The organism is Blautia glucerasea (genome assembly GCF_020537505.1).
Classification (GTDB): Bacteria; Bacillota; Clostridia; order Lachnospirales; family Lachnospiraceae; genus Blautia_A.
This window is the reverse complement of sequence record NZ_JAJBMO010000021.1, coordinates 1-22391: the sequence shown is the minus strand read 5'-3', so window position 1 is coordinate 22391 and position 22391 is coordinate 1. Positions and strand designations below refer to the sequence as shown.

The following is a 22391-nucleotide window of genomic DNA, read 5'->3' as shown; positions in this document are numbered from 1 at the left end:
ATTTCCTATTAAAATTCAACATCACTTTACAACTTTTTCTGTAGAGTTTCATCCCCCTGGGGGGCTTGCGAAAAGTGGGGAATTTTGATAAAATTTTAACATTAGAGTTTAATGCGGAGGATTTACAATTGGATAAATTACTGGACGAAATAGAGAGCTATTGGAGTACCCGGACGGAGGGGTATTCTGAGGTGAATGAAAAAGAGCTGAAGGGGATGCAGAAGAAGGCATGGCTGGAGACTCTGGAAAGCGGATTTTTTGGAAAGAGATCTGGGGAAAATCAGGATGCAGAAGAAGGTTTTGCGGAAACAGAATCTTTCGGAAACAGAAATCCTGATGAAGAGAAAGAACAGCTGAAAATTTTGGACATCGGCACTGGTCCTGGCTTTTTCCCTATGATTCTGGCGGAGGCAGGATATTATGTAACTGCGGTAGATTATACTCCTGGAATGCTGGAAAAGGCTGCGGAAAATGCAGCGAAATTTATCGGGGAAAAGAAGAATCATATTGAGTTTAAACGGATGGATGCCCAGGCTTTGGAGTTTGAGGATGAGAGCTTTGATGTGATCATTTCCCGGAACCTGACCTGGAATCTGCCTCACCCGGAAATGGCTTATAAAGAGTGGCTTCGTGTGCTGAAAAAAGGCGGAAAGCTTCTGAATTTCGATGCAAACTGGTACGGGTATCTTTATGATGATGAGAAGCGTGAGGCTTATGAAAATGACCGCAAAAATGTGGAAAAAGGAAGCCTGGATGACCATTATTTGTGCACAGATATTGACCGGATGGAGAAGATTGCGCTGCAGGTTCCGCTGTCTGAGACCAAGCGCCCGGGGTGGGATGTGAAGGTTCTGGAGGGAATTGGAGCAAAAAAAATAGAAGTGAATGAAGATATCTGGCAGAAGGTTTGGAGCGAGGAAGAAAAGCTGAATTATGGGTCTACGCCGATGTTTATGGTGGAGGTTACAAAGTAATAAAAGAAGGGTGCCGTTACGGTTCAGACTATGAATTGTAGCGGTTACCAGTGATGAAGTTAATAAGTATGAGGCAAAAGAGTATTCCAATACACTGGGTGTGATGTTGAAATATTATATGGAAAAGGTAGAAAAAAGAATGAGTGAAATGATAAATGTAGGCGGTTTATGTGCAGCGCCCGGGCAGCGCGTCCATGGCTTTATTACTATCGGAAATGGAGAATTTTCGCTTCCGGCAACGATCATCCGGGGTGAAAAACCAGGCAAAACAGCCCTGCTCACAGCTGGTATCCACGCTGGCGAATATGTGGGAATCCAGAGTGCAGTAGAGCTTGGAAGAGACCTGAAAATTGAGAAAATGGCAGGAACAGTAATTATTGTAAAGGTAGTCGCCAAAGAGGAATTTGAGAACCGTCACGGTTCTCTTTGCAGAGCAACCGGCGAGAATTTGAACCGGGTTTTTCCAGGAAAAAAAGATGGTACAAAGTATGAAAGACTGGCTTCAGCAGTGGTAGAAGAACTGCAGAAAGTGGCAGATTATTACATTGATCTTCACGGCGGTGATGACTATGAGAAGCTGACTCCCTATGTGTATTATGCAGGAAAAGCGGATCCGGAAGTGATGAAGATTTCCCGTCAGATGGCAGAGCAGGTGGATGTCCCTTATATGGTAAAATCAGAGGTAGCCTCCGGTGGAAGCTACAATTATGCAGCATCCTGCGGCATTCCTTCCGTGCTTCTGGAACGAGGCGGCATGGGAGCCTGGGAGACAGAAGAAGTGCGCTCTATGAAGCGTGATGTGCGCAGTATTTTACGGTTTCTTGGAATCTATGACGGACATAGAAGTATGCGAAAATATTATCCATTAAATGTAACAGATGTGCAGTATCAGTCTGCTTCTTATACAGGACTCTGGTATCCGCAGAAGAAGGCTGGAGACCTGTTTACAGAAGGAGAAATCCTTGGATATGTAAAAGATTATGAGGACCATATCCTGGAAACCTGTACCTCCTATGGGGATGGAGTGATTCTGTATCAGACTGGCTCCCTGCAGGTGATTAAGGATGGACCGGTGGTAGCTTATGGCCGGATCAGCTACGAGGAAGACGACCGAAAAGAGAAGATTGCAGCCTACTGGACCAAGCGAAGCGACAGCTTTCTGGAGCAGAGAAGAGCAGAGTTACATAGTCCGTTGGCAAAGAGATGGCTGGAAGAAATTGAGAAATACCTACCTGAAAAGCCATTAAGCTCTGAAAAAAAGATTGGGGATGAAAGCAAAGAAAGAAAAGACGCAGTTGCAGAAAATAAGGAAAAAGAGACTGGTAATGTTAAACTTAAAATCCTAGATGTAGGCTGTGGAACTGGTTTCTTTACAATCCTTCTTGCAAAACAGGGACACGATGTAATTGGTACCGACCTTACTCCGGATATGATCATAAACTCCCGGATCCTTGCTAAAGAAGAGCTGGTAAGCTGTGATTTCCAGGTGATGGATGCAGAGCATTTAAGCTTTTCGGATGAGAGCTTCGACGTAGTCATTTCCCGAAACCTGACCTGGACCTTACCAGAAGCAGCCCAGGCCTACAAAGAGTGGTCCAGAGTATTAAAACCAGGCGGACTTCTCCTGAATTTTGATGCCAACTACGGCGCCACAAACTTCGCTGAAACCTCCGGTCTTCCGGAAAACCACGCCCACAACCAGCTTGGAAATTCCCTGATGCAGGAATGCGAAGATATTAAACGCCAGCTTCCCATCAGCTCCTACCTCCGCCCCGCCTGGGACGTGGAAGAGCTTGGGAAGACAGGTATGGAACAGATTTCCATTGATCTGGGATTGAGCAGACGGGTTTATAAAGAAAAAGATGAATTTTATAATCCAACCCCGATGTTTGCCATTGCGGCAAAGAAAGCAAAATAATAAAAAATCGCATGGGTATGAAGAAGGGGCAGCAGGATTTCCTAAAATAATATAAAAAACAGCATATAAGGCTGGAATGATCAAGGCTGAAGAAAACTGGCTTGAAGAAAAAGTGAAGGAACCATATATGTTAGATCTTAAACAATTAATATATTTTATAACATGTGCAGAAACCGGCTCCATCAGTGAGGCTGCGAAACTGCTTTATACCACCCAGCCAAGTGTGAGCAAGGCCATCAAAGCTCTGGAAAATGATATGGGAATGGTATTGTTTGACCGTATGCCAAGGGGAATTGCCCTTACTGCCAAGGGACGGGAAGCGTATCGTTATGCCTGCAGAATTGTAAATGACTCCCGGATCCTGGAAGAGATGGGGCATAAAAATATGGCAAAGTATTTGCGTATTTCCCTGAATCCCAGTTCCTGGTTTACCAATCAGTTTGTAGAGTTTTATAAGAAAAATTATGAAAAGGACTATCACTTTGAAATTTATACAGCTGGTGTGCGGACGGTCATGGAGCGCGTGAGGGATTATCTTTCCGATGTTGGTTTCGTATACATAATGGAGCAGCAGAAGAAAGAATTTCAGTATGAGCTGGTGAAAAATCGCCTGGTTTTTAATGTGATGCAGGAAAGCACAGCGACCTTTTATCCCGGAAAAGAAAATATTCTATATAAAGAAATGCCACCTTCCGAAAAAGCAAAGAAGCCAGATATGAAAATTGCTTCAGAAGTGGAAAATAATGGCACTGTAAATACGCTGGCGCAAAAAGACCAGCAGACAGTAAATATGGAACAGATGAAGAACTTCCGCTTTATCCAAAATTTCCGTGATGAATTCCTGGAGTTGGGGGAAAAAGAAAAACGAGGAGTATTCAGCTGGGAAAACCTGGACGTTTCCGTAATCACAAACAGCGATTACATTATGGAAAAAATGCTGAAAGAAACAGATCTTTGCAATATTAGCGGAAACTATCTTTCGGATGACAAGAAAGCTGTAAATGAAGGCATTCCACTGGAATTCAAAAAGAACAGGGTATTTTTCGGATATATCAGAAGGAAAAATGATGAACCGGATGAATTGGTGGAAGAGTTGCTTGAGTTCCTGAATAGTAAATTAAATTGATATTCCAAAAATATAAAAATATATGCCAAATAAGAATAGCCTATAACCCCCTGGGCGGGTTGTAGGCTGTTTTTTATTTTGCTAAACTATACCGTGAATCGTGAAAATGGGTAAAAGCTTATGACTCTCATTTAGAATGTCTGCTTATGCAGGCATATCTTGTTGCTATACGAAATGGAGACAACCAAATGAAGAAATATACAATTAAACGCATTCTTCAGTTGATTCCCATTCTGTTTGCAATTACCTTTCTGTCTTATGGAATGATGCGTATTGCAGGAAGTGATGTTGTAACACAGAAGATGGAGAACACTGGCGTTGTGGTGTCAGAAGCCACGCTGGATGCGGCAAGAGAACAGCTAGGACTGGATAAGCCTTTTCTGACACAATATTTTGTATGGCTGGGTAAACTGCTCCGGGGCGATATGGGAAACAGTTATGTATCTGGTTTTTCAGTATTTGATACATTTATATCGAAGCTTCCGGCTACCTTGCTTCTCACAGTGACATCGATCCTGCTTACGGTCATTATTTCTATTCCTCTGGGAATTCTGGCAGCAGTGAAGCAGAATACAGTTATTGATTACATTATCCGTTTTTGCAGTTTTGTAGGAAACAGTCTTCCTAATTTTTTTGTATCACTTTTGCTTATGTATTTTCTTGCGATCAAAATAAGGATTTTTCCTGTTATTGCAAAGGATGTCAGTTTGAAAAGTGTAGCCATGCCAGCCATTACCCTGGCCATTGCCATGTCTGCGAAATATCTTCGCCAGGTGCGGGCTACAGTGTTGGATGAGCTTGACAAGGATTATGTTGTGGGAGCCAGGGCACGCGGTGTGAAGTTTTCTGTTACCTTATGGAAAAGTATTATGAAAGCTTCCCTTGTTACGATTATCACTTTGTTGATGCTGTCCATAGGAAACCTGCTTGGCGGTACTGCAATTGTAGAATCTATTTTTATGTGGGATGGTGTTGGAAAAATGGCGGTAGATGCCATTTCTATGCGGGATTATCCTATTATCCAGGCTTATGTGATGTGGATGGCAATCATTTATGTGCTGGTAAATCTGCTTACAGATCTGTCTTACCGGTTCCTGGATCCAAGAATCCGTCTGGGAGGTGAGAAGCAGTGAGCGTAAAAAATTTGGATGAAGCGCCAGAAAAGAAAAGTGAAATACTGGTCAAGATGGGGAAAAAAGAACAATGCGGACGGCAAAAGGAAAGTGCAGTGCTGAAAAATGGGAAAAGCAGAGATAATGAAAATCGCGTAACAGTGCGTGTACAGAGAATTAAAAAGAGTCATATAAAACAAAAGCTGATATTTTTTAGCGTGCTGGCAGCATGTCTGGTGATACTGGCAATCTTTGCAGACCACCTTTGCCCTTATGATCCCTATGCCCAGGATCTTTCCAGTGCCCTTCAGGCACCAAGCTTTCAGCATCCGATGGGGACAGACACTTACGGCAGGGATATGCTGTCGCGTGTGATCAGCGGAGCAAGAGCCAGTATTTTTTCTACTTTTATACTGGTGGCTGCGATTTCCATATTTGGAACAATTGTGGGATTGTGTTGTGGTTATTTTGGTGGAATCCTGGATTCTGTTATGATGAGAATTTCAGATGTCTGTCTGGCATTTCCAGGACTGGTGTTTGCAATGGCGATTGCGGCTATTCTTGGGGGCGGTATCCAGAATGCCATTCTTGCACTGGCGGTGATCAGCTGGCCGAAGTATTCCCGAATTGCCCGAAGCCAGACATTGGCATTGAAAAATGAACCATATATCCATGCTGTCATACTGGCTGGAGACAGCTCTGTTCAGATTTTGGTGAGGCATGTTCTTCCGAATATGATCGGACCAGTTCTGGTAACAGCTATGCTGGATATCGGAACTATGATGATGGAACTGGCTGGCCTGTCTTTTCTGGGACTGGGGGCTCAGATTCCAATGGCAGAGTGGGGAAGCATGATGAGCAGCGGTCGGAGCATGATCCAGACTTATCCCTGGGTAGTTCTGTCACCGGGAATTGCAATTTTTGTATCTGTAGTAATTTTTAACCTGCTGGGGGATACTGTTCGCGATTATCTGGATCCTAAGAACGGTCGTTTACAGTAGAGATAAAAAACATATATGAGGAGAAATGTACATGAAAACAAAGAAAATCCTGGCAATTGCATTGGCAGCTGGCATGACAATGGGGTTAGCAACAGTGCCAACAATGGCAGAAGAAAAGAAAACATTTGTATTTGGCGATACCACCTTTAATGCAGAAAATGAGGAGGCGGATATCAATCCACAGAACACCTATGCAGGCTGGGCCTGTATCCGTTATGGCGTTGGTGAAACCCTGTTCCGTTATTCCGATACTATGGAAATCGAACCGTGGATTGCAAAGGAATACGAAAATGTGGATGATCTGACCTGGAAAATCACATTAAATGATGGCGTTGTATTTTCAAATGGACGTGTCTGTGATGGGGAGGCGGTAAAGGAGTGTCTGGAAGATCTGGTGGCAAACCACGAAAGAGCTGCCGGAGATCTTTGCATTGATACCATTGAAGCGGATGGAAATGTAGTGACAATTAAGACCAAAGAGCCAAAACCGGCACTGATCAATTACTTAAGTGATCCTTATGGCTGTATTATTGATGTGCAGGCAGGAATTACAGACAACGGGATTGTAATTGGTACAGGCCCCTATGTTGCCACAGATCTTGTAACAGACGATCATCTTACACTTGTGAAAAATGAGAATTACTGGAATGGCGATGTGAATGTAGATGAGATTACTGTTCGTACGATTTCTGATGGTGATACACTGGCGTTTGCACTCCAGGCAGGGGAAATCAATGCGGCCTATGGTATGGCATATGCAAGCTATCCTTTATTTGAAAATGATGATTTCACATTCTCAAGTACTGCAACAAGCCGTGCATTTTATGCCTGGATGAATTTTGAAAGTCCGGTAACCTCTGATCCGGCGGTACGTAAGGCAATTGCCATGGGAATTGACAAGGACAGTTTCGTATCTGTGTTGCTGAATGGATATGGATATCCGGCAGTTGGTGCATTCCCAGATACTTTCTCATTTGGAGGACAGAATCTGACTACAGAGAGCTATGATCCGGATGGAGCAAAGCAGGTTCTGGAGGACGCTGGCTGGGTTGACTCTGATGGCGATGGAATCCGTGAAAAAGACGGTCAGAAGCTTGTGATCCGCTGGCTTACTTACCCAAGCCGTCAGGAGCTTCCTCTTCTGGCTGAGTCTGCACAGGCAACCTTAAAAGATATTGGTATGGATGTTCAGGTAAACTGTACATCTGATAACAATACCATCCGCAAAGATCCTACCCTGTGGGATGTATATGCAAGTGCCATGGTAACAGCACCTACAGGAGATCCACAGTACTTCTTCACCTCCTGTGCATTGGATGAATCTGTTTCCAATAACGGACATTATCACAGTGATAAGCTGGAAGAGCTTGCTGATGAAATGGAAACGGAATTTGACATAGATAAGCGTGCTGAATTAGGAATCCAGATGCAGCAGACAGTTCTGGATGACAATGCTTATGTATTCTGTTCCCATCTTAGAATGAGCATGATTATGCAGTCAAATGTGACTGGTCTGGTTGCCCATCCCTGTGATTATTATGAACTGACCGCAGATCTGGATATTAATTGAGTATGGAAAAGAAAATATTAACCTATGATTCGGTGGAGATATCCTTTGACGGGAAAGCGGTAGTCCATGATGTAAGCTTCTCCCTTGTACCAGGAGAAATCCTTGGCCTGGTAGGAGAATCCGGAAGCGGTAAGAGTACACTGATCAAGGCTGCTATGGGCCTTCTGGATTCCGATGGCCTTGTGACCAGAGGCGATATCTTTTATATGGGACAGAATATTCTGGACATTCCGGAGAAAGAGAAAAGAAAAATCCGGGGCGCCCAGATTGGTATGATTTTTCAGGATGCAGGAGCTTCTCTTTGCCCAATCCGAACAATTGGAGATCAGATTTATGAGAGCATGTGTGCCCATAAGAGAGTGAGCAGAAATGAGGCTAAAGAACGGGCCATGGAACTGTTTAAAAAGCTGAATTTTAAAGACAGCCAGCGTGTGTGGAACAGCTATCCTTTTGAATTGTCAGGTGGAATGAATCAGAGAGCTGGAATTGCCATTGCCATGCTGATGAATCCACCGGTACTTTTGGCAGATGAACCTACAAGTGCGCTGGATGTATCGGTTCAGCGCCAGGTGGTGCAGGAAATGCTGAAGCTTAGGGAATTGTTTGGAACTACAATTATAATTGTAACCCATGACATTGGTGTAGTCCGCGCAATGGCGGATACCGTTCTGGTCCTAAAAGATGGAAAAACAGTGGAATACGGAGAAGCTGGAAAGGTATTGAACGATTCACAGGATCCCTATACCAGGGAACTGCTGGCAGCAGTACCAAGGCTTAAGAGAAAGGAAAAACATGAATACACTTTTGGAAGCAGAGCATTTAACCAAGGTATTCACCCAGAGGGGAAAAGCGTCTTTTAAAGCTGTGGATGATGTAAGCTTTACTCTGAAAGCTGGGGAAAGTCTTGGAATTGTTGGAGAATCCGGTTCTGGAAAAAGTACATTGGCGAAGATGCTCACAAGGCTTACGGATATTTCAGAAGGAACTTTGAAATTTCAGGGAAAGGATATTACGAAACGGAAGCAGAGACAGCTGAAAGAAGTATATGGCAATATTCAGATGGTTTTTCAGAATCCGGTGGGTTCCTTTGATCCAAGAAGAACTCTGGGAGACGGAATAGGGGAGAGTCTGCGAAATCGTGGAATGAAGAAGGAAGAAGCCTTGAAAAGGGTAAAAGAGCTGCTGGAACAGTGCGGACTTGATGGAGAGTTTGCAGGCAGATATCCTTATGAGGTCAGTGGAGGACAGTGCCAGAGAGCGGCAATCGCAAGGGCGTTGGCAGTAGAGCCGAAGGTGCTGATCTGCGACGAGGCTACCAGCGCACTTGATGTAACTATCCAGAAGCAGATTATGGAGCTTTTGGAGAAATTGAAGGATACACATGGGCTGTCATTTATTTTTATCTGTCATAATCTTGCACTTGTACAGAGCTTCTGTGATAAGGTGATGGTTTTGTATGATGGGAAGGTTGTGGAGAGCGGAAAGCCAGATAATATTATAAACGCGCCGCAGGAAGCGTATACAAAGAAGCTGGTGGATGCGGTATTTGAGTAATAAGTAAGGTGTGCCTGGAAAGAAGATCTATGCAGAGAAACCATGAATAATTCATGGGGTGCTGTATGGATCTTTTTCTATTTGAAGTAACAGGAAATGATATTCCATAAAATGACATAATTATGCAAAATGGGAATGGGTAAATATCCCCCTGGGGAGCTTGTAGCACTGGTGGATTCTGGTAAAATTAGTTTCAGCAGCAAGGCAGAGAAAAGCCGGAAATGCGGATTCTTATACATAGTTACATGTAACACCTCCACTCATTATTACATGTAAATACAGACCTTCTATAGAAAGACAGTTATAGGAAAAAACTTATAACTGCCTTTCTTGTCTAAGAAGAAATGGAGGAAAATTTGATCAGAAATCTTCAGAAAACTATTTTCTGTTGATAATAAAAACAAGAGGGAGAAACGCTATGAAAATCAAAAAAGTAATCAGTTTATTATGTACAGCAGCCATGCTGCTTGCAGTACCTGCCGTGAATGTGTATGCGGGGGCGGAGGATCAGTCCGTGATCGTGACAATGCCAACCACATCAGAGCCGGAGTCCGGATTTGATCCGGCTTACGGATGGGGAGCCGGAGAGCATGTCCATGAGCCGCTTATCCAGAGTACACTGGTTCGTACTACCAAGGATCTTGGAATCGAAAATGATCTGGCAACGGAATATTCCTGCAGCGACGATGGCCTTACCTGGACAGTCAAAATCCGCGATGATGTAAAGTTTACAGATGGAGAGCCATTGACAGCAGGGGACGTGGCATTCACATTTAATACATGCCGAGATGAAAGCTCCGTAAATGATTTTACCATGTTAAAAGAAGCTGTGGCAGTAGATGATACTACAGTAGAATTTCATATGAATGAGCCATATTCTATCTGGCCATATACTATGGCAATTGTGGGAATCGTGCCTGAGCATGCCTATGATGAGAATTACGGACAGAATCCAATTGGTTCCGGCCGCTATATTATGAAACAGTGGGACAAAGGCCAGCAGGTTATCTTCGAGGCAAACCCGGATTACTATGGAGAGGAGCCAAAGATTAAAAAACTGACAGTTTTATTTATGGAAGAAGATGCTGCGCTGGCAGCAGCAATGGCTGGACAGGTGGATCTGGCGCATACAGCAGCTTCCTACAGTGAGCAGGAAATTGAAGGATACGGGCTTCTGAATGTGGAAACAGTAGATAACCGGGGCTTTAATCTTCCTTGTATAGAGCCGGAAGAAAAAGACGGGATTATTTATGGAAACAGCCTGACTGCAGACGTGAATGTGCGCCGTGCCATTAACCTGGCAATTGACCGTGACGAGATGATCGAAAATGTGTTGAATGGTTATGGAACAAAGGCTTACAGCGTTTGCGACAAAATGCCATGGTACAATGAGGAGGCGGTTACTGAGTATGATCTGGATGCAGCGAAAGCCCTGATGGAAGAGGCCGGATGGGCAGAAGGAGACGATGGAGTCCGTGAAAAAGACGGAGAAAAAGCAGAGCTTACCCTTATGTTCCCAAATGGAGATTCTGTGCGTCAGGCGCTTGCAGAGGATACTGCAAATCAATTGAGAGAACTTGGAATTGAGGTAACCACTTCCGGTGTTGGCTGGGATACTGCCTATGACCAGGCACAGTCAGAACCGCTTATGTGGGGATGGGGAGCGCACAGCCCAATGGAGCTTTACAATATTTATCACACCATCGGAGAGTCTGGAAGTGCAGAATATTCCCCGTATGCAAATGAGACAGTAGACAACTATATGGATGAAGCACTTGCAAGCAGCAGCCTGGAAGAGTCCTATGATTTATGGAAAAAAGCACAGTGGGATGGAACAACCGGAATTACACAGGAGGGAGATATTCCATGGATCTGGCTTTGCAACATTGATCATCTCTATTTTGTCCGTGACGGCCTGGAAGTGGCAGATCAGAAATTACATCCGCATGGTCATGGCTGGTCCATTGTAAATAATGTAGATCAGTGGGATTGGGAATAAGCTTTCAACCTGATCCAGACGTAATGGTTCATGAAATGGAAAAAGAAAACAGAATGGACAAATTAAGATGAAACAGATTGTTACTTACGCAGGTAAGAACCTGCTGCGGATTATTTTACTGCTTTTTGCAGTAAGTATTCTCACCTTTGCCCTTGTATCAGCCTCCCCTATTGACCCTTTGCAGGCCAATGTGGGGCAGGCTGCCCTGGGCAGTATGAGTGAGGAACAAAAAGAAAAGCTTCGCTCCTATTGGGGCGTGGATGAACCGCCAGTTCAGAGATATCTGAACTGGCTGAATGCGTTTATAAAGGGCGATGCTGGAATTTCCCTGTTATATCGGCAGCCAGTGGCAAAAGTCATTGCCGTGAAGCTGGGAAACTCTCTTTTTCTTATGGGGCTGGCATGGCTGGTTTCCGGACTGGTGGGATTTTTTCTGGGAGTGATCGCAGGAGTGTTCCAGGGAAGACTGCCAGATAAGCTGATAAAGGGATATTCCCTGGTGATTGCCAGTACCCCTTCTTTCTGGCTGGCTCTGTTATTGCTGATCATTTTTGGAGTGTGGCTAAAAATACTTCCTATTGGACTTAGTGTTCCCATTGGAGTGGAAGCCAGTGGTGTCACATTTCTTGACAGAGTGCGCCATGCCGTTCTTCCGGCGGTTACCTTAAGTATCACTGGAATTTCCAGCATTACCCTACATACCCGGGAAAAAATGATCGACATAATGGAAAGTGATTACATTCTTTTTGCAAAAGCCAGGGGAGAGAAAACAGGAAGTACTATTCTTCAACATGGTATTCGAAATGTGCTGCTCCCGGCGATGACTCTGCAGTTTGCGTCTGTCAGTGAGATTATAGGAGGCTCTGTCCTCGTGGAACAGGTATTTTCCTATCCGGGACTTGGCCAGGCGGCAGTAGCGGCGGGAACTGGAAGTGATGTACCCCTTCTTATGGGAATTACTCTGGCCACTGCTGCGATTGTTTTTCTGGGAAATTTCGCAGCAAATGTGCTGTACGGAGTGATCGACCCCAGAATCAGGAAGGGAGGGGCAGGGCTGTGATGGAAAATGTGAGGAATCATCGGAAGGAAATACGAGGACAGGGCTTGGAATGCGGAAAAAACCTGCAATGCAGACAAAACCTGGAATTCGGATTGCGAATAAGACTGAACCAACGGCAGAAGGCGCGGATTTTGCTGATTTTTTCGGTTATTTTTCTAACCGTTACAGTTATACTGGGAATCTGCTTTCATGATGCGGCTATGGTAACGGATTTTTCCAGGAAAAATCTTGCTCCATGCCTGAGCTATCCCTTTGGAACGGACTGGCTGGGGCGCAACATGTTTTGCCGGACTCTTACCGGGCTTTCCACCAGTATTCTGATCGGAATACTGGCAGCTGGTTTCAGTGCAATTATGGCGCTTATTCTTGGAATTTGTGCGGCAACACTGGGAAAAACTGCGGATTCCGGGATCACATTTGTCATTGACATGGTTATGGGAATTCCCCATGTTCTGCTTCTCATCCTGATTTCCTATGCAATGGGAAAAGGGCTGAAGGGCGTTATTGTTGGAGTTGCGCTCACTCATTGGACTTCTCTTGCAAGACTGATCCGTGGGGAAGTTTTGCAGCTGCGGGAGAGTGAGTATATTCAAATTGCGGCCAAACTGGGCTGCAGTAAATGGCAGATTGCCAGAAAACATATGCTTCCCCATCTTTTCCCCCAGTTTGTAGTAGGGTTGGTGCTTCTGTTTCCCCATGCCATTCTTCATGAATCAAGCATTACCTTTCTGGGATTCGGTCTGTCCACAGAACAGCCTGCTATTGGAATTATTCTGTCGGAAAGCATGCGTTACCTGATCATGGGAAAATGGTGGCTGGCAGTATTCCCAGGGCTTATGCTGGTGCTTACGGTGGTGCTGTTTGAAAAGGGAGGAACGGCGCTTCGCCAGATCCTGGATCCGGGAAGTGTTCATAAATAGAGAAGAGCAGGAGGCCGTTATCCGGTAACGGGTGAAAAGATATGAGTTGTACAAATAAGAAAAAAATACTGGAAATAGAAGAACTTTCGGTTTCATTCCTCCAATATGAGGGGAAAAGCAGCCGCCAGAGCTGGCTTCCGGTTATCTCAGGTTTGTCTGTGGCGGTGCGGAAAGGAGAACTGGTAGCGGTTGTTGGGTCAAGCGGCTCTGGCAAAAGCCTTCTGGCACATGCAATCATGGGAATTCTGCCTTATAATGCCAGAGTATCTGGAAATGTAAAATTTCAGGGGGAGACTCTTGATGAAAGCAAAATTAGGAAACTTCGGGGAAATGAGATTGCTTTTGTGCCCCAGAGCACTATGTATCTGGATCCTCTTATGAAGGTGGGGAAACAGGTTCGTGGAAAAGCTGGTAAAAAAGCAGGCAGTCTACAGAAAAAGCTTTTTAAGAGATATGGATTACCTGAAAATACAGAAGAAAAATATCCTTTCGAATGTTCCGGGGGAATGACCAGGAGAATCCTTTTGACTACGGCACTGATGGGAAATCCGAAGCTGATCATTGCAGATGAGCCAACGCCTGGAATGGATCTGGAGCTGGCGAAAAAGTCTATGGAGGATTTCAGGAGGTTTGCAGATGAAGGTAATGGCGTCCTTTTGATCACACATGACATTGAGCTGGCACTTCAGGTGGCAGACCGGATCGTGGTATTTTATGCCGGAAAAACAGTGGAGGAGGCTCCGGTTTCGGATTTCCGTACAGAAGAAACCTTGCGGCATCCTTATACGAAAGCGTTGTGGCGGGCGCTTCCGCAGAATGGATTTACTCCGCTTGCAGGAACGCAGCCCTATGTGAAGGATATGCCAGAGGGATGCCCTTTTGAACCGAGATGCAGCTGGAAGCAGGACCGGTGTAAGGGAGAAATTCCAATGGTACAGGTTGGATGTGGAAGTGTAAGATGCGTCAGGTATTGTGAACGCAAATCAATTTCTGGTCAGATTGTGGAGGAAAACAATTAATACCGGTATCGCTGGCAATGGGAATATAATTTGTGACGAAGTAATCGAAAAAAGGAGTAAAAATATGATTCTGGAAGCGAAGGACATTTCATTTTCGTATAGTGGAAAAGGGGGAGAACTTTTTTCAAATATAAATTTCAAGGTGGAAAACAACGAAAGAGTATGGATACCGGGACCAAGCGGTTATGGGAAAACAACATTGTGCAAAATCCTCGCTGGTTATTTAAAACCGTGCAAAGGTCAGGTTTTGCTGGATGGAAAGCCTCTGCCGAATAAAGGGTATTGCCCCGTGCAGATGATCTGGCAGCATCCGGAAAAGGCTGTGAATCCCAGATTGAAAATGGAGAAAATTTTGTCTGACGGCGGAACGGTTGAAGAGCGGATCATAGAGGGGCTGGGAATTGAGGAAGATTGGATGAACCGGTATCCCCAGGAATTGTCCGGAGGGGAATTGCAGCGTTTCTGTATTGCAAGGGCATTGAGAAAAGAGACAAGGTTTCTGATCGCAGATGAAATCAGTACCATGCTGGATCTGATCACACAAAGCCAGATCTGGAATTTCCTGTTAGAAGAAGTAAAAAGGCGTGAAATCGGGTTAATCGTGGTATCTCACAGCAATACATTATTGGAACAGGTTGCAGAGAGAAAACTGCCTTTTATGGCAGAGATAGATGCTGCCTGAAAATTTTGAGTGATCCACTTATTTTATACTTCTATTTTCCTGAAAAAACAAGAGCAGATTTTACCAAAAAAATCCTCCAAAAAAAAATATGTTTGGTTAATCATAATCCGGACAGGTGGCTATAATAAGGGACGTAAAAAGAAAAAAGAAGTACTTAACAAAACCTCTTTGTTGAAGGCTGCTAAGCGTTTCAGAATTTTGGAGGAAAAGATAAATGAATACTTTAAAAGCTGAAAAAAGAAGCATGGACGTCAAAGCTAAGAGATTAAGAAGAGAAGGATACGTAACAGGTAACCTGTTCGGCAGAGAAATCGAAGGTTCCATTCCCCTTAAGTTCACCAAGAAGGAAATAGAAGCTCTTCTGAAGAACAATAACAAGGGCAGCCAGGTAATGCTGGAGCTGGATGGCAAGACCTACGATGCGCTGATTAAGGAAGTTGATTATAATCCACTTGCACATACAGTAGAAGAGGTAGATTTCCAGGCCCTGGTAAGCAATGAGATGGTTCATTCCACTGCTGAGATCATTCTGGAAAATGAAGAGAAGGTTATGTCCGGCGTTCTGCAGGATGAGTTAAAAGAAGTAGCATACAAAGCACTCCCGGCAGATCTGGTTGACAAGATCAAGGTTGATGTTGCCGGCATGAAGATTGGTGATACTCTCCGTGTGAAAGACCTTGAGATCGCTAAGAATAAAAACATCCACATCACCACGGATCTGGACGCTGTTATTGCAACTGTCACAGTAGTTCATAATGTTGTACCGGAGACGGAGACAGATACAGAAGAGGCTGCTGAGGAGAAATAAGCTGGCGGCAGTTATTTGAAATGAATTGAATATGTGTGAATGAAAAGGGAAGCTGTTCACTGGAAATGCGGTGGGCAGCTTCCTTTTTGCTGATTTTGGCATTCCTAGTACATCGCAAACAATGTACAGAAACGATTACTGGTAAAAATTCTTCACAAATTTCAAAAACTGCTTTACATGGGGCTTCAGAATCCGGTTTTTGCTGTAGACGATGTAGAAGGTCCGCATGGCAGATTCGTGGTTCAGGGGAAACATGAGGATCTGGTGGGTGGCGGACAGGTCCTTGGCGGAGCAGGCGGAGAGAATAGAGATGCCAAGTCCGCCTGCCACGGATTTGCGGATGGCTTCCAGGTCATTCATTCTGGCAACAATGTGCAGGGTGGAATCTGGAATGTGGTGTTTTTCCAGATAGCGGTCGATTTCCTTTTTTGTGCCGGACCCGGTTTCGCGCATAATAAATGGCTCCTGGAGAAAATCTGAAAAATCAAGGGTACCAGAGGCTGCTTTTTTCTCATATTGAAGAAAATGTTCATTCACCGGAGTGGCGATCACAAGTTTATCCTGACAAAAGGGAATGAAATGGCAGTCTGGCTCGTCGAAGGTATTTCCCACCAGAGCCAGATCCACGCTGCCATCCAGAACTCTTGCTACGGCACCAAGACTGTCGGACTGCCAGGAGTGGAAGTAGATGTCCGGGATCTGGCTGGTAAAGGCACTGAGAATGTCTGGCAGAAGATAGGAAGAGGGAATGGTGGAAACGGCCAGGTCAATGATCTTTTTGTTTTGCCCGGTGAACTCTTCAATAATGTTGCTGCGCATGTTCAGGATATTGGAAGCGCAGTCGTAGAGCTGAAGCCCCCGCTGGGTGATAGTCAGCTTCTTGGTGGTGCGGATCAGCAGGCGCGAATTCAATTCCTGTTCCAGGGAAATAATGTGTGCGCTGATGGTGGGCTGAGTCAGATTCAGCTGGCGGGCAGCTTCAGAGAAGCTTTTATTTTCGACTACGGCGACGAAGGCTTCTAATTGTTTAAATTCCATAGTAATATTGGTGCAGTAACTACTGCTTCCTTTCTTAAGGTAAAATAGTGAAAATGGTTGTCATTAAAAATATAATTAAGAATCTACAATAAAAAAGTGAAAGCAAATTATAGGGAAAGCGCATAAAAAGTTTCTGGCATAGTTTTACAGATTTAGAATTTCTTTTAGCCCCTGGATGGCAAAATCCAGCTCATCTTTTGTATTTTCCGGCCCAAAGGAGAAGCGGATGGTTCCGGCTGGGTAAGTACCAAGGGTTTTGTGAGCGTTAGGTGCGCAGTGCAGTCCTACTCTGGTCATAACTCCATATTTGCTATCCAATTGCCATGCCACCTGGGACATGTCAATCTCCGGTGTCTGGATGGAAACCACAGCATTACGGTCAGTAAGATCTTTTTTACCAATAATACGGATGGATTTGCCAGTATCGTCTAGTGCTTGCAGCTGCTCAAGAAAATATCCGGTGAGGGATAATTCCTTTTCGCATATTGCCTGCATAGGGGAAGCAAATAGGTTGCCATCTGTGAATAAAGTTTTATTTAGGTAAGAGTTAGCGGCATCTGTGTTGGAAGAATATACGTAATCAATGTGTTTATTGGTGCTTGTGGAAGGAATCGCAGATTCAGCTGCCAGAGACTGCGTTTTCAAAAATAAAAGCGCCTCATGCAGCCCATAAATCCCTGGCAGGTTAGGTGTTCCCGATTCGAAACGGTCCGGCAGAAAATCAGGAAGCTTTTCTGTATGGGACACGCTTCCTGTTCCTCCGGAAATCAGTGGTTCCATCTGTTCTGCCAGCTCCTGGGATACCAGAAAACCTCCAGTTCCCTGGGGCCCCCGAAGTCCTTTATGCCCAGTAAAAGCCAGTGCATCAATATGTATTCTCTCCATATCAATTGGCACGATCCCCGCTGTCTGCGCAGAATCTACAATAAAAAAGAGATGATGCCGCTGACAGATTTCACCAAGGATGTCCAGGGGCATTCTGGTTCCACAGACATTGGAAGCATGCAAAGTAACGATTGCTTTTGTTTCAGGTTTTATCAGTTCTTCCACCTTTTCGAGAATCATAGATCCATCTTCGCGGCAGGGAATCCGGTCAAATAAAACTCCTTTAGAAGCCAGCTGTACCACCGGGCGCATAACTGCATTATGTTCCATGGCTGAAACCAGAATGTGGTCACCAGGTTTAAAAAATCCTTTTAAAATGAAGTTGAGGCTGGTGGTGACATTCGGTGTAAAAATCACGTTCTTACATTTGGAAAAGTGGAAAAGTTCTGCCAGAAGCTGCCGTGTCTCATACACAATTTCCTCCGCTGAGTAAGCGCTGGAATAACAGCCGCGGTTCACGTTGACTCCATTCATAGTCAGATAATTCATCATAGCCTGCGCAACACCCGGAGCCTTGGGAAAAGAGGTGCTGGCCTGGTCGAGGTAAATTCGGTTCATTGTTAGATCCTTTCTTAAGCTCTATTCTTCAATCATACCATAATCTATTGAAAATATCTATAAATCTTAAAAATAATCCCACATAATCAATTAGAGCTTTCTGATAAAAAATGCTAAAATAAAGGAAAGATTTGACAGTTGTATAAGGAGGAAAGAGTATGAAAGAAACATTGTCAAAGAAAGAGACACCTGTGATCATTGGCGCAGGCGTCATCATCGGAATCATTGCAGTAGCACTGGTGTATTTTGGAAATCCTGCAAACATGGGCTTTTGTATCGCCTGTTTTCTGCGTGATACTACAGGTGCACTTGGATTCCACAGCGCAGCAGCGGTACAGTATATCCGTCCGGAAATTGTAGGCCTGGTACTTGGCTCCTGCATTCTGGCCCTTGCAACTAAGGAATTCAAGCCAAGAGGCGGCTCTGCCCCAGTTACCCGTTTCGTGATCGGAATGTTCGTTATGATCGGCTGCCTGATGTTCCTTGGCTGTCCGTTCCGTATGATCCTTCGTCTGGCAGGCGGTGATTTCAACGCCATTTTCGGATTGATCGGGTTTATAGCAGGAATTCTTGCCGGTGTATTTTTCCTGAAAAAAGGCTACACCCTGAAACGCTCTTATAAAATGCAGCCAGTTGAAGGCGGTATTTTCCCAGTAGTAGAAATCGGAATTCTTGTGCTTCTTATTGCAGCCCCGGCATTTATCCATTTCACAGAAGCAGACGGCGGTCCTGGTGCAAAACATGCCGCAATCGCCATTTCCCTGATCGCAGGACTTCTGGTAGGAGTCATGGCACAGAGAACCCGTCTTTGCATGGTTGGCGGAATCCGTGACGTAGTTCTTTTTGGAGAGTGGAAGCTGCTGCTTGGATTTATTGCAATTCTGGTAAGTGCACTTATTGGAAATATGGTCCTTGGATATTTCAATCCTGGATTTGCAGGTCAGCCAATTGCACACACAGACGGTCTTTGGAATGCACTTGGAATGGCGCTGGCAGGATTTGGATGCGTCCTTCTTGGGGGGTGCCCGCTTCGTCAGCTGGTACTGGCAGGAGAGGGAAATACAGACTCTGCAATTACCGTATTGGGTCTGATGGCAGGTGCTGCTGTGGCACATAACTTTGGACTTGCTTCCTCTGGAGAAGGTCCTACTGCAAATGGAAAAATCGCTGTAGTTATTGGATTTATAGTTTTGATCGTAATTGCTGCTGTAAACTCTATGAGAAAGAGTGAAGCGTAAAGAGCTTAAGAAATGTGATATGGGAAGAAGATGAGAGCCAAAAAGAGGACAAAGCTGTTACTGGTTACTACAGGCAATGTTTTCTGGGAGGTTCTTATGAAAATGATGAATAGTAATATTATGACAGCTTATTTTGAAGCAGTGAAATACAATTGTAAAAGGAGATTTTATTCTATGAAAACAATCGACGCAAGAGGACTTTCCTGTCCGGAACCAGTGATCCGCACCAAGAATGCGCTGGCATCAGGCGAGAAGGCTTACACTGTAATGGTAGATAACGTAACAGCTAAAGAAAACGTATCCCGTTTTGCCCTGCATCAGGGATATAAGGTTTCTGTAAAAGAAGAGGACGAAGATTTCATCCTCACACTGGAGAAATAATGGGAGACTACATAGCCACTTTTTTTTCCCATTTCGGGGCAATGGCATTTAAGAAAAAATGTGAAAAAGAAGGCTATCCGGCAGTGATCATGCCGGTGCCAAGAAATTTAAGCTCTTCCTGCGGAACCTGTGTAAAATTTGCCGGTTCCCCGGAAACAGCAGAAAACTGGCACTCCGACGAACTGGAGCAACTGGCGGAAATACTTGAAAACGGAAGATTTCAGGTCATATGGCATAGTTAAAATAAGAAAGAGGACCAGTACTGCTATCGGTTCTCTTTTTTATGCGGGTAACGGGGATTTCGCAGAGCGTGTTTTATATCGTGGCGTTTTATTGCTTATTTCTTTTGGTTTTGTTAAAATGAAATCATGGAAGGCTGAGACAATAGGGGGAAGAATATTATTTCAGGAGGTGCACAGGTGAAGGCAGATAGGTCCAATTATGAGCAGGTAATCGAGAACTGGCGGCAGAAATTTCTTGATATGGATCAGGATGTGCTGATTCGGAAATTCAATTTAGAGGCAGACGAAGAGGCTCTCTATATTACATACTTTTCCAGAAAGCTGAGGATTGACAGGCGGGATGGCAGGATCACGGATCAGGGGGTGCGGCCTGGGTTTGATACGGTGATGAATATTTATAATACGTTTTATTATGCAGCAGAGCATCCTGCTGCTTCTGGAAATCTGGTGGCGTTCCGGCAGGTGAAACGTGTTTATCCATTTGAGGCGGCATATCGGAGAACGATCCTCTCACGGCTTCAGGAAATCTTTTCTGGCAAAATTGCAGAATTAAAAAAAGCCTGTGAGATTCTGGGCGGAACACCATTGCCTCAGGGAGATGCTGGATATGTGCTTCCTGTATTTCCATTTCTTAATATAGCGGTACTTTTCTGGGACAAGGACGAGGAATTTGATGCCCAGGCAAACATGCTCTTTGACTCAGAGATTACAGAATTTATGCATGAAGAGAATGTGGTGTGCGTGGCTGCGGATGCGGTGTATTATCTGACAAAGGCAGCAGGGTTACCGCCTGAGAAGATTTATGCAGAGTAAATTATCATAAAAAGAATAAAAATCCTTGGAAAATGTCATTATTGTTATAAAAAATAACTGTTTATGGACTGACGGTGAGGATGTATTATTAGATTGTGGAAAGCTGTTAAAGAAAAATTAAGAAAGTGCTTGTAATGATAAAGAATTACTTTGAAGCAGATATGTGAAAATCGCCCAAAAGTGTTAGTCAGGGTTGTATTTATCAATGTAAAGTGCTACAATTAGAAAGCCTGGGAGGTAAAGGATGCTTCCCAGGCTATTTACGCGAAAAAAAGCCTGGGAATATCTCTGAAATATATGGGAAAGATAGAATCTTTTTGGGGAATAAAAAGTCAGGCGGAAGAAACCGGAGGAAATCTCTTATGAAAAAAGAGAGCTTTAAACAGGGAATTACAGATGGAATCCCTATTGGTCTGGGATATCTGGCAGTTTCCTTTACGTTTGGAATGATGGCCGTGCAGGGGGGTCTGACCATCTGGCAGGCTGTTCTCATTTCACTGACAAACCTGACGTCTGCTGGACAGTTCGCTGGTCTTGACATTATTATAGCTGGAGGTTCCCTATGGGAAATGGCACTTACCCAGTTGATCATCAATTTAAGATACTGTCTGATGTCCTTTTCCCTTTCCCAGAAGCTGCGGCGTGACGAGCCATGGGGACACCGTTATGGCGTAGCATTTGGCGTGACGGACGAGATTTTCGGAGTCAGTGCCAGTAAACCGGGGAAAGTCAGTGCCTTCTATAATTACGGAGTTATGAGCGTGGCAATTCCAGGATGGACCATTGGAACCCTGCTGGGTGCCATCTCCGGAAGTATTCTTCCTGATTTTATTATGAGTGCACTTGGTGTTGCCATCTATGGAATGTTCCTGGCAGTTATCATTCCGCCATCTAAGACAAACAGAGCTGTGCTTCTGGTCGTACTTGGAGCCATGGCGGTGAGCGCATTATTTGCCTGGATTCCTGTATTATCAAAAGTGTCATCCGGATTTGTGATCATTATCACTACAATTCTGGTAGCCGGACTGGCAGCATGGCTCTGCCCGATGGAAGAAGAGAATGCCAAGGAGGAAGCTCATGAAGCCTAATGTTTATATTTATATCCTGGTTATGGCAGGAGTTACATATTTGATCCGAATGCTGCCTCTGGCTCTGGCCAAGAAGGAAATTACCAATCCTTTCGTAAAATCCTTCCTATTCTACGTGCCCTACGCATGCCTGGCAGCCATGACCTTCCCTGCAATCCTGTCCGCTACCGCCAGTGTGATTTCTGCGGTAGTGGGATTCATCGTAGCCCTGATTGCAGCATATAAAGAGAAGAGCTTACTCACCGTAGCCCTTTTGGCCTGTGGCGCAGTATTTATTGTAGAAAGAATAATGGCCTTTGCGATGTAAGCATTTTATAAGTGCTTACGGTCCGCAAGGGCCATTTTTACTGTTGCTATTTTGTGGGTTGAAAAGTTCGTCGAAGAGGGACGCATTCGGACAATGGG

22 protein-coding genes are annotated in these 22391 nt (G+C 44.5%); 20 read left to right on the top strand and 2 right to left on the bottom strand.

The window, feature by feature from the left end; genetic code table 11:
- Positions 1–128: 128 nt before the first annotated feature.
- From LIQ05_RS14560 to LIQ05_RS14495, 14 genes are all read left to right on the top strand, one after another.
- Positions 129–974: a class I SAM-dependent methyltransferase gene (locus tag LIQ05_RS14560; protein ID WP_226821790.1), complete on the top strand. Its 846-nt coding sequence runs from the start codon at positions 129–131 to the stop codon at positions 972–974.
- Between the two features lie 139 nt (positions 975–1113).
- A complete protein-coding gene (locus LIQ05_RS14555) occupies positions 1114–2892 on the top strand; it encodes a M14 family metallopeptidase (protein WP_226821787.1) in 1779 nt (592 codons plus the stop codon).
- 127 nt (positions 2893–3019) lie between these two features.
- Entirely contained in the window at positions 3020–4018 is a 999-nt protein-coding gene (locus tag LIQ05_RS14550; RefSeq protein WP_226821784.1) for a LysR family transcriptional regulator, read from the top strand.
- A gap of 188 nt (positions 4019–4206) precedes the next feature.
- Positions 4207–5151: an ABC transporter permease gene (locus LIQ05_RS14545; RefSeq protein WP_226821781.1), complete on the top strand. Its 945-nt coding sequence runs from the start codon at positions 4207–4209 to the stop codon at positions 5149–5151.
- Positions 5148–6131 carry a nickel transporter permease gene (nikC, locus tag LIQ05_RS14540; protein WP_226821778.1) on the top strand — a complete coding sequence of 328 codons (984 nt, stop codon included), beginning with the start codon at positions 5148–5150 and terminating at the stop codon, positions 6129–6131. Before LIQ05_RS14545 ends, nikC begins: the two co-directional genes overlap by 4 nt.
- A gap of 31 nt (positions 6132–6162) precedes the next feature.
- The gene (locus LIQ05_RS14535; RefSeq protein WP_226821775.1) at positions 6163–7701 is read left to right on the top strand and encodes an ABC transporter substrate-binding protein; all 1539 of its coding nucleotides are present in this window, start codon (positions 6163–6165) and stop codon (positions 7699–7701) included.
- A gap of 2 nt (positions 7702–7703) precedes the next feature.
- The gene (locus tag LIQ05_RS14530) at positions 7704–8561 is read left to right on the top strand and encodes an ABC transporter ATP-binding protein (protein ID WP_226821772.1); all 858 of its coding nucleotides are present in this window, start codon (positions 7704–7706) and stop codon (positions 8559–8561) included.
- Positions 8494–9255 carry an ABC transporter ATP-binding protein gene (locus tag LIQ05_RS14525; RefSeq protein ID WP_226821770.1) on the top strand — a complete coding sequence of 254 codons (762 nt, stop codon included), beginning with the start codon at positions 8494–8496 and terminating at the stop codon, positions 9253–9255. The genes LIQ05_RS14530 and LIQ05_RS14525 overlap by 68 nt, the downstream gene beginning before the upstream one ends.
- 460 nt (positions 9256–9715) lie before the next feature.
- Entirely contained in the window at positions 9716–11254 is a 1539-nt protein-coding gene (locus LIQ05_RS14520; protein WP_226821897.1) for an ABC transporter substrate-binding protein, read from the top strand.
- A gap of 67 nt (positions 11255–11321) precedes the next feature.
- Positions 11322–12314 (top strand): ABC transporter permease, encoded by a 993-nt coding sequence (locus tag LIQ05_RS14515; protein WP_226821767.1) that lies wholly within the window; start codon positions 11322–11324, stop codon positions 12312–12314.
- The gene (locus LIQ05_RS14510) at positions 12314–13234 is read left to right on the top strand and encodes an ABC transporter permease (protein WP_330634005.1); all 921 of its coding nucleotides are present in this window, start codon (positions 12314–12316) and stop codon (positions 13232–13234) included. The genes LIQ05_RS14515 and LIQ05_RS14510 overlap by 1 nt, the downstream gene beginning before the upstream one ends.
- A gap of 41 nt (positions 13235–13275) precedes the next feature.
- On the top strand, positions 13276–14253 hold the full coding sequence (locus tag LIQ05_RS14505; RefSeq protein WP_226821764.1) for an ABC transporter ATP-binding protein: 978 nt from the start codon (positions 13276–13278) through the stop codon (positions 14251–14253).
- A 64-nt stretch (positions 14254–14317) separates the two neighbouring features.
- Positions 14318–14935, top strand: a complete 618-nt coding sequence (locus LIQ05_RS14500; protein ID WP_226821761.1) for an ABC transporter ATP-binding protein — start codon at positions 14318–14320, stop codon at positions 14933–14935.
- A 214-nt stretch (positions 14936–15149) separates the two neighbouring features.
- Positions 15150–15743 (top strand): 50S ribosomal protein L25, encoded by a 594-nt coding sequence (locus LIQ05_RS14495; protein ID WP_226821758.1) that lies wholly within the window; start codon positions 15150–15152, stop codon positions 15741–15743.
- Between the two features lie 135 nt (positions 15744–15878).
- On the opposite strand, the gene LIQ05_RS14490 is transcribed toward LIQ05_RS14495, so the two are convergent.
- Together LIQ05_RS14490 and LIQ05_RS14485 are read right to left on the bottom strand one after the other, a co-directional pair.
- The gene (locus LIQ05_RS14490; RefSeq protein ID WP_226821755.1) at positions 15879–16781 is read right to left on the bottom strand and encodes a selenium metabolism-associated LysR family transcriptional regulator; all 903 of its coding nucleotides are present in this window, start codon (positions 16779–16781) and stop codon (positions 15879–15881) included.
- Positions 16782–16925: 144 nt separating this feature from the next.
- A complete protein-coding gene (locus LIQ05_RS14485) occupies positions 16926–18224 on the bottom strand; it encodes an aminotransferase class V-fold PLP-dependent enzyme (RefSeq protein ID WP_226821752.1) in 1299 nt (432 codons plus the stop codon).
- A gap of 158 nt (positions 18225–18382) precedes the next feature.
- On the opposite strand from LIQ05_RS14485, the gene yedE reads away from it, so the two are divergent.
- The 6 genes from yedE to LIQ05_RS14455 all read left to right on the top strand — a co-directional run bounded on the left by yedE (position 18383) and on the right by LIQ05_RS14455 (position 22293).
- Entirely contained in the window at positions 18383–19462 is a 1080-nt protein-coding gene (gene yedE / locus LIQ05_RS14480; RefSeq protein WP_226821749.1) for a YedE family putative selenium transporter, read from the top strand.
- Positions 19463–19558: 96 nt separating this feature from the next.
- On the top strand, positions 19559–19843 hold the full coding sequence (locus LIQ05_RS14475; protein WP_318289539.1) for a sulfurtransferase TusA family protein: 285 nt from the start codon (positions 19559–19561) through the stop codon (positions 19841–19843).
- Positions 19843–20085, top strand: a complete 243-nt coding sequence (locus tag LIQ05_RS14470; protein ID WP_226821746.1) for a DUF3343 domain-containing protein — start codon at positions 19843–19845, stop codon at positions 20083–20085. The genes LIQ05_RS14475 and LIQ05_RS14470 overlap by 1 nt, the downstream gene beginning before the upstream one ends.
- Positions 20086–20262: 177 nt before the next feature.
- The gene (locus tag LIQ05_RS14465) at positions 20263–20898 is read left to right on the top strand and encodes a DUF3786 domain-containing protein (protein WP_226821743.1); all 636 of its coding nucleotides are present in this window, start codon (positions 20263–20265) and stop codon (positions 20896–20898) included.
- 362 nt (positions 20899–21260) lie between these two features.
- A complete protein-coding gene (locus tag LIQ05_RS14460) occupies positions 21261–21986 on the top strand; it encodes an AzlC family ABC transporter permease (RefSeq protein ID WP_226821740.1) in 726 nt (241 codons plus the stop codon).
- Positions 21976–22293, top strand: coding sequence for an AzlD domain-containing protein (locus LIQ05_RS14455; protein ID WP_226821737.1), 318 nt, complete (start codon positions 21976–21978; stop codon positions 22291–22293). The genes LIQ05_RS14460 and LIQ05_RS14455 overlap by 11 nt, the downstream gene beginning before the upstream one ends.
- The last annotated feature ends 98 nt before the right edge of the window (positions 22294–22391 follow it).

Excerpts from the sequence above, each read along its gene's own strand:
- LIQ05_RS14555 (WP_226821787.1), top strand. The coding sequence starts at position 1,114 with ATGAGTGAAATGATAAATGTAGGCGGTTTATGTGCAGCGCCCGGGCAG.
- LIQ05_RS14550 (WP_226821784.1), top strand. The coding sequence starts at position 3,020 with ATGTTAGATCTTAAACAATTAATATATTTTATAACATGTGCAGAAACC.
- LIQ05_RS14545 (WP_226821781.1), top strand. The coding sequence starts at position 4,207 with ATGAAGAAATATACAATTAAACGCATTCTTCAGTTGATTCCCATTCTG.
- LIQ05_RS14535 (WP_226821775.1), top strand. The coding sequence starts at position 6,163 with ATGAAAACAAAGAAAATCCTGGCAATTGCATTGGCAGCTGGCATGACA.
- LIQ05_RS14530 (WP_226821772.1), top strand. The coding sequence starts at position 7,704 with ATGGAAAAGAAAATATTAACCTATGATTCGGTGGAGATATCCTTTGAC.
- LIQ05_RS14525 (WP_226821770.1), top strand. The coding sequence starts at position 8,494 with ATGAATACACTTTTGGAAGCAGAGCATTTAACCAAGGTATTCACCCAG.
- LIQ05_RS14520 (WP_226821897.1), top strand. The coding sequence starts at position 9,716 with ATGCTGCTTGCAGTACCTGCCGTGAATGTGTATGCGGGGGCGGAGGAT.
- LIQ05_RS14515 (WP_226821767.1), top strand. The coding sequence starts at position 11,322 with ATGAAACAGATTGTTACTTACGCAGGTAAGAACCTGCTGCGGATTATT.
- LIQ05_RS14510 (WP_330634005.1), top strand. The coding sequence starts at position 12,314 with ATGGAAAATGTGAGGAATCATCGGAAGGAAATACGAGGACAGGGCTTG.
- LIQ05_RS14505 (WP_226821764.1), top strand. The coding sequence starts at position 13,276 with ATGAGTTGTACAAATAAGAAAAAAATACTGGAAATAGAAGAACTTTCG.
- LIQ05_RS14500 (WP_226821761.1), top strand. The coding sequence starts at position 14,318 with ATGATTCTGGAAGCGAAGGACATTTCATTTTCGTATAGTGGAAAAGGG.
- LIQ05_RS14495 (WP_226821758.1), top strand. The coding sequence starts at position 15,150 with ATGAATACTTTAAAAGCTGAAAAAAGAAGCATGGACGTCAAAGCTAAG.
- LIQ05_RS14490 (WP_226821755.1), bottom strand. The coding sequence starts at position 16,781 with ATGGAATTTAAACAATTAGAAGCCTTCGTCGCCGTAGTCGAAAATAAA.
- LIQ05_RS14485 (WP_226821752.1), bottom strand. The coding sequence starts at position 18,224 with ATGAACCGAATTTACCTCGACCAGGCCAGCACCTCTTTTCCCAAGGCT.
- yedE (WP_226821749.1), top strand. The coding sequence starts at position 18,383 with ATGAAAGAAACATTGTCAAAGAAAGAGACACCTGTGATCATTGGCGCA.
- LIQ05_RS14475 (WP_318289539.1), top strand. The coding sequence starts at position 19,559 with ATGAAAATGATGAATAGTAATATTATGACAGCTTATTTTGAAGCAGTG.
- LIQ05_RS14470 (WP_226821746.1), top strand. The coding sequence starts at position 19,843 with ATGGGAGACTACATAGCCACTTTTTTTTCCCATTTCGGGGCAATGGCA.
- LIQ05_RS14460 (WP_226821740.1), top strand. The coding sequence starts at position 21,261 with ATGAAAAAAGAGAGCTTTAAACAGGGAATTACAGATGGAATCCCTATT.
- LIQ05_RS14455 (WP_226821737.1), top strand. The coding sequence starts at position 21,976 with ATGAAGCCTAATGTTTATATTTATATCCTGGTTATGGCAGGAGTTACA.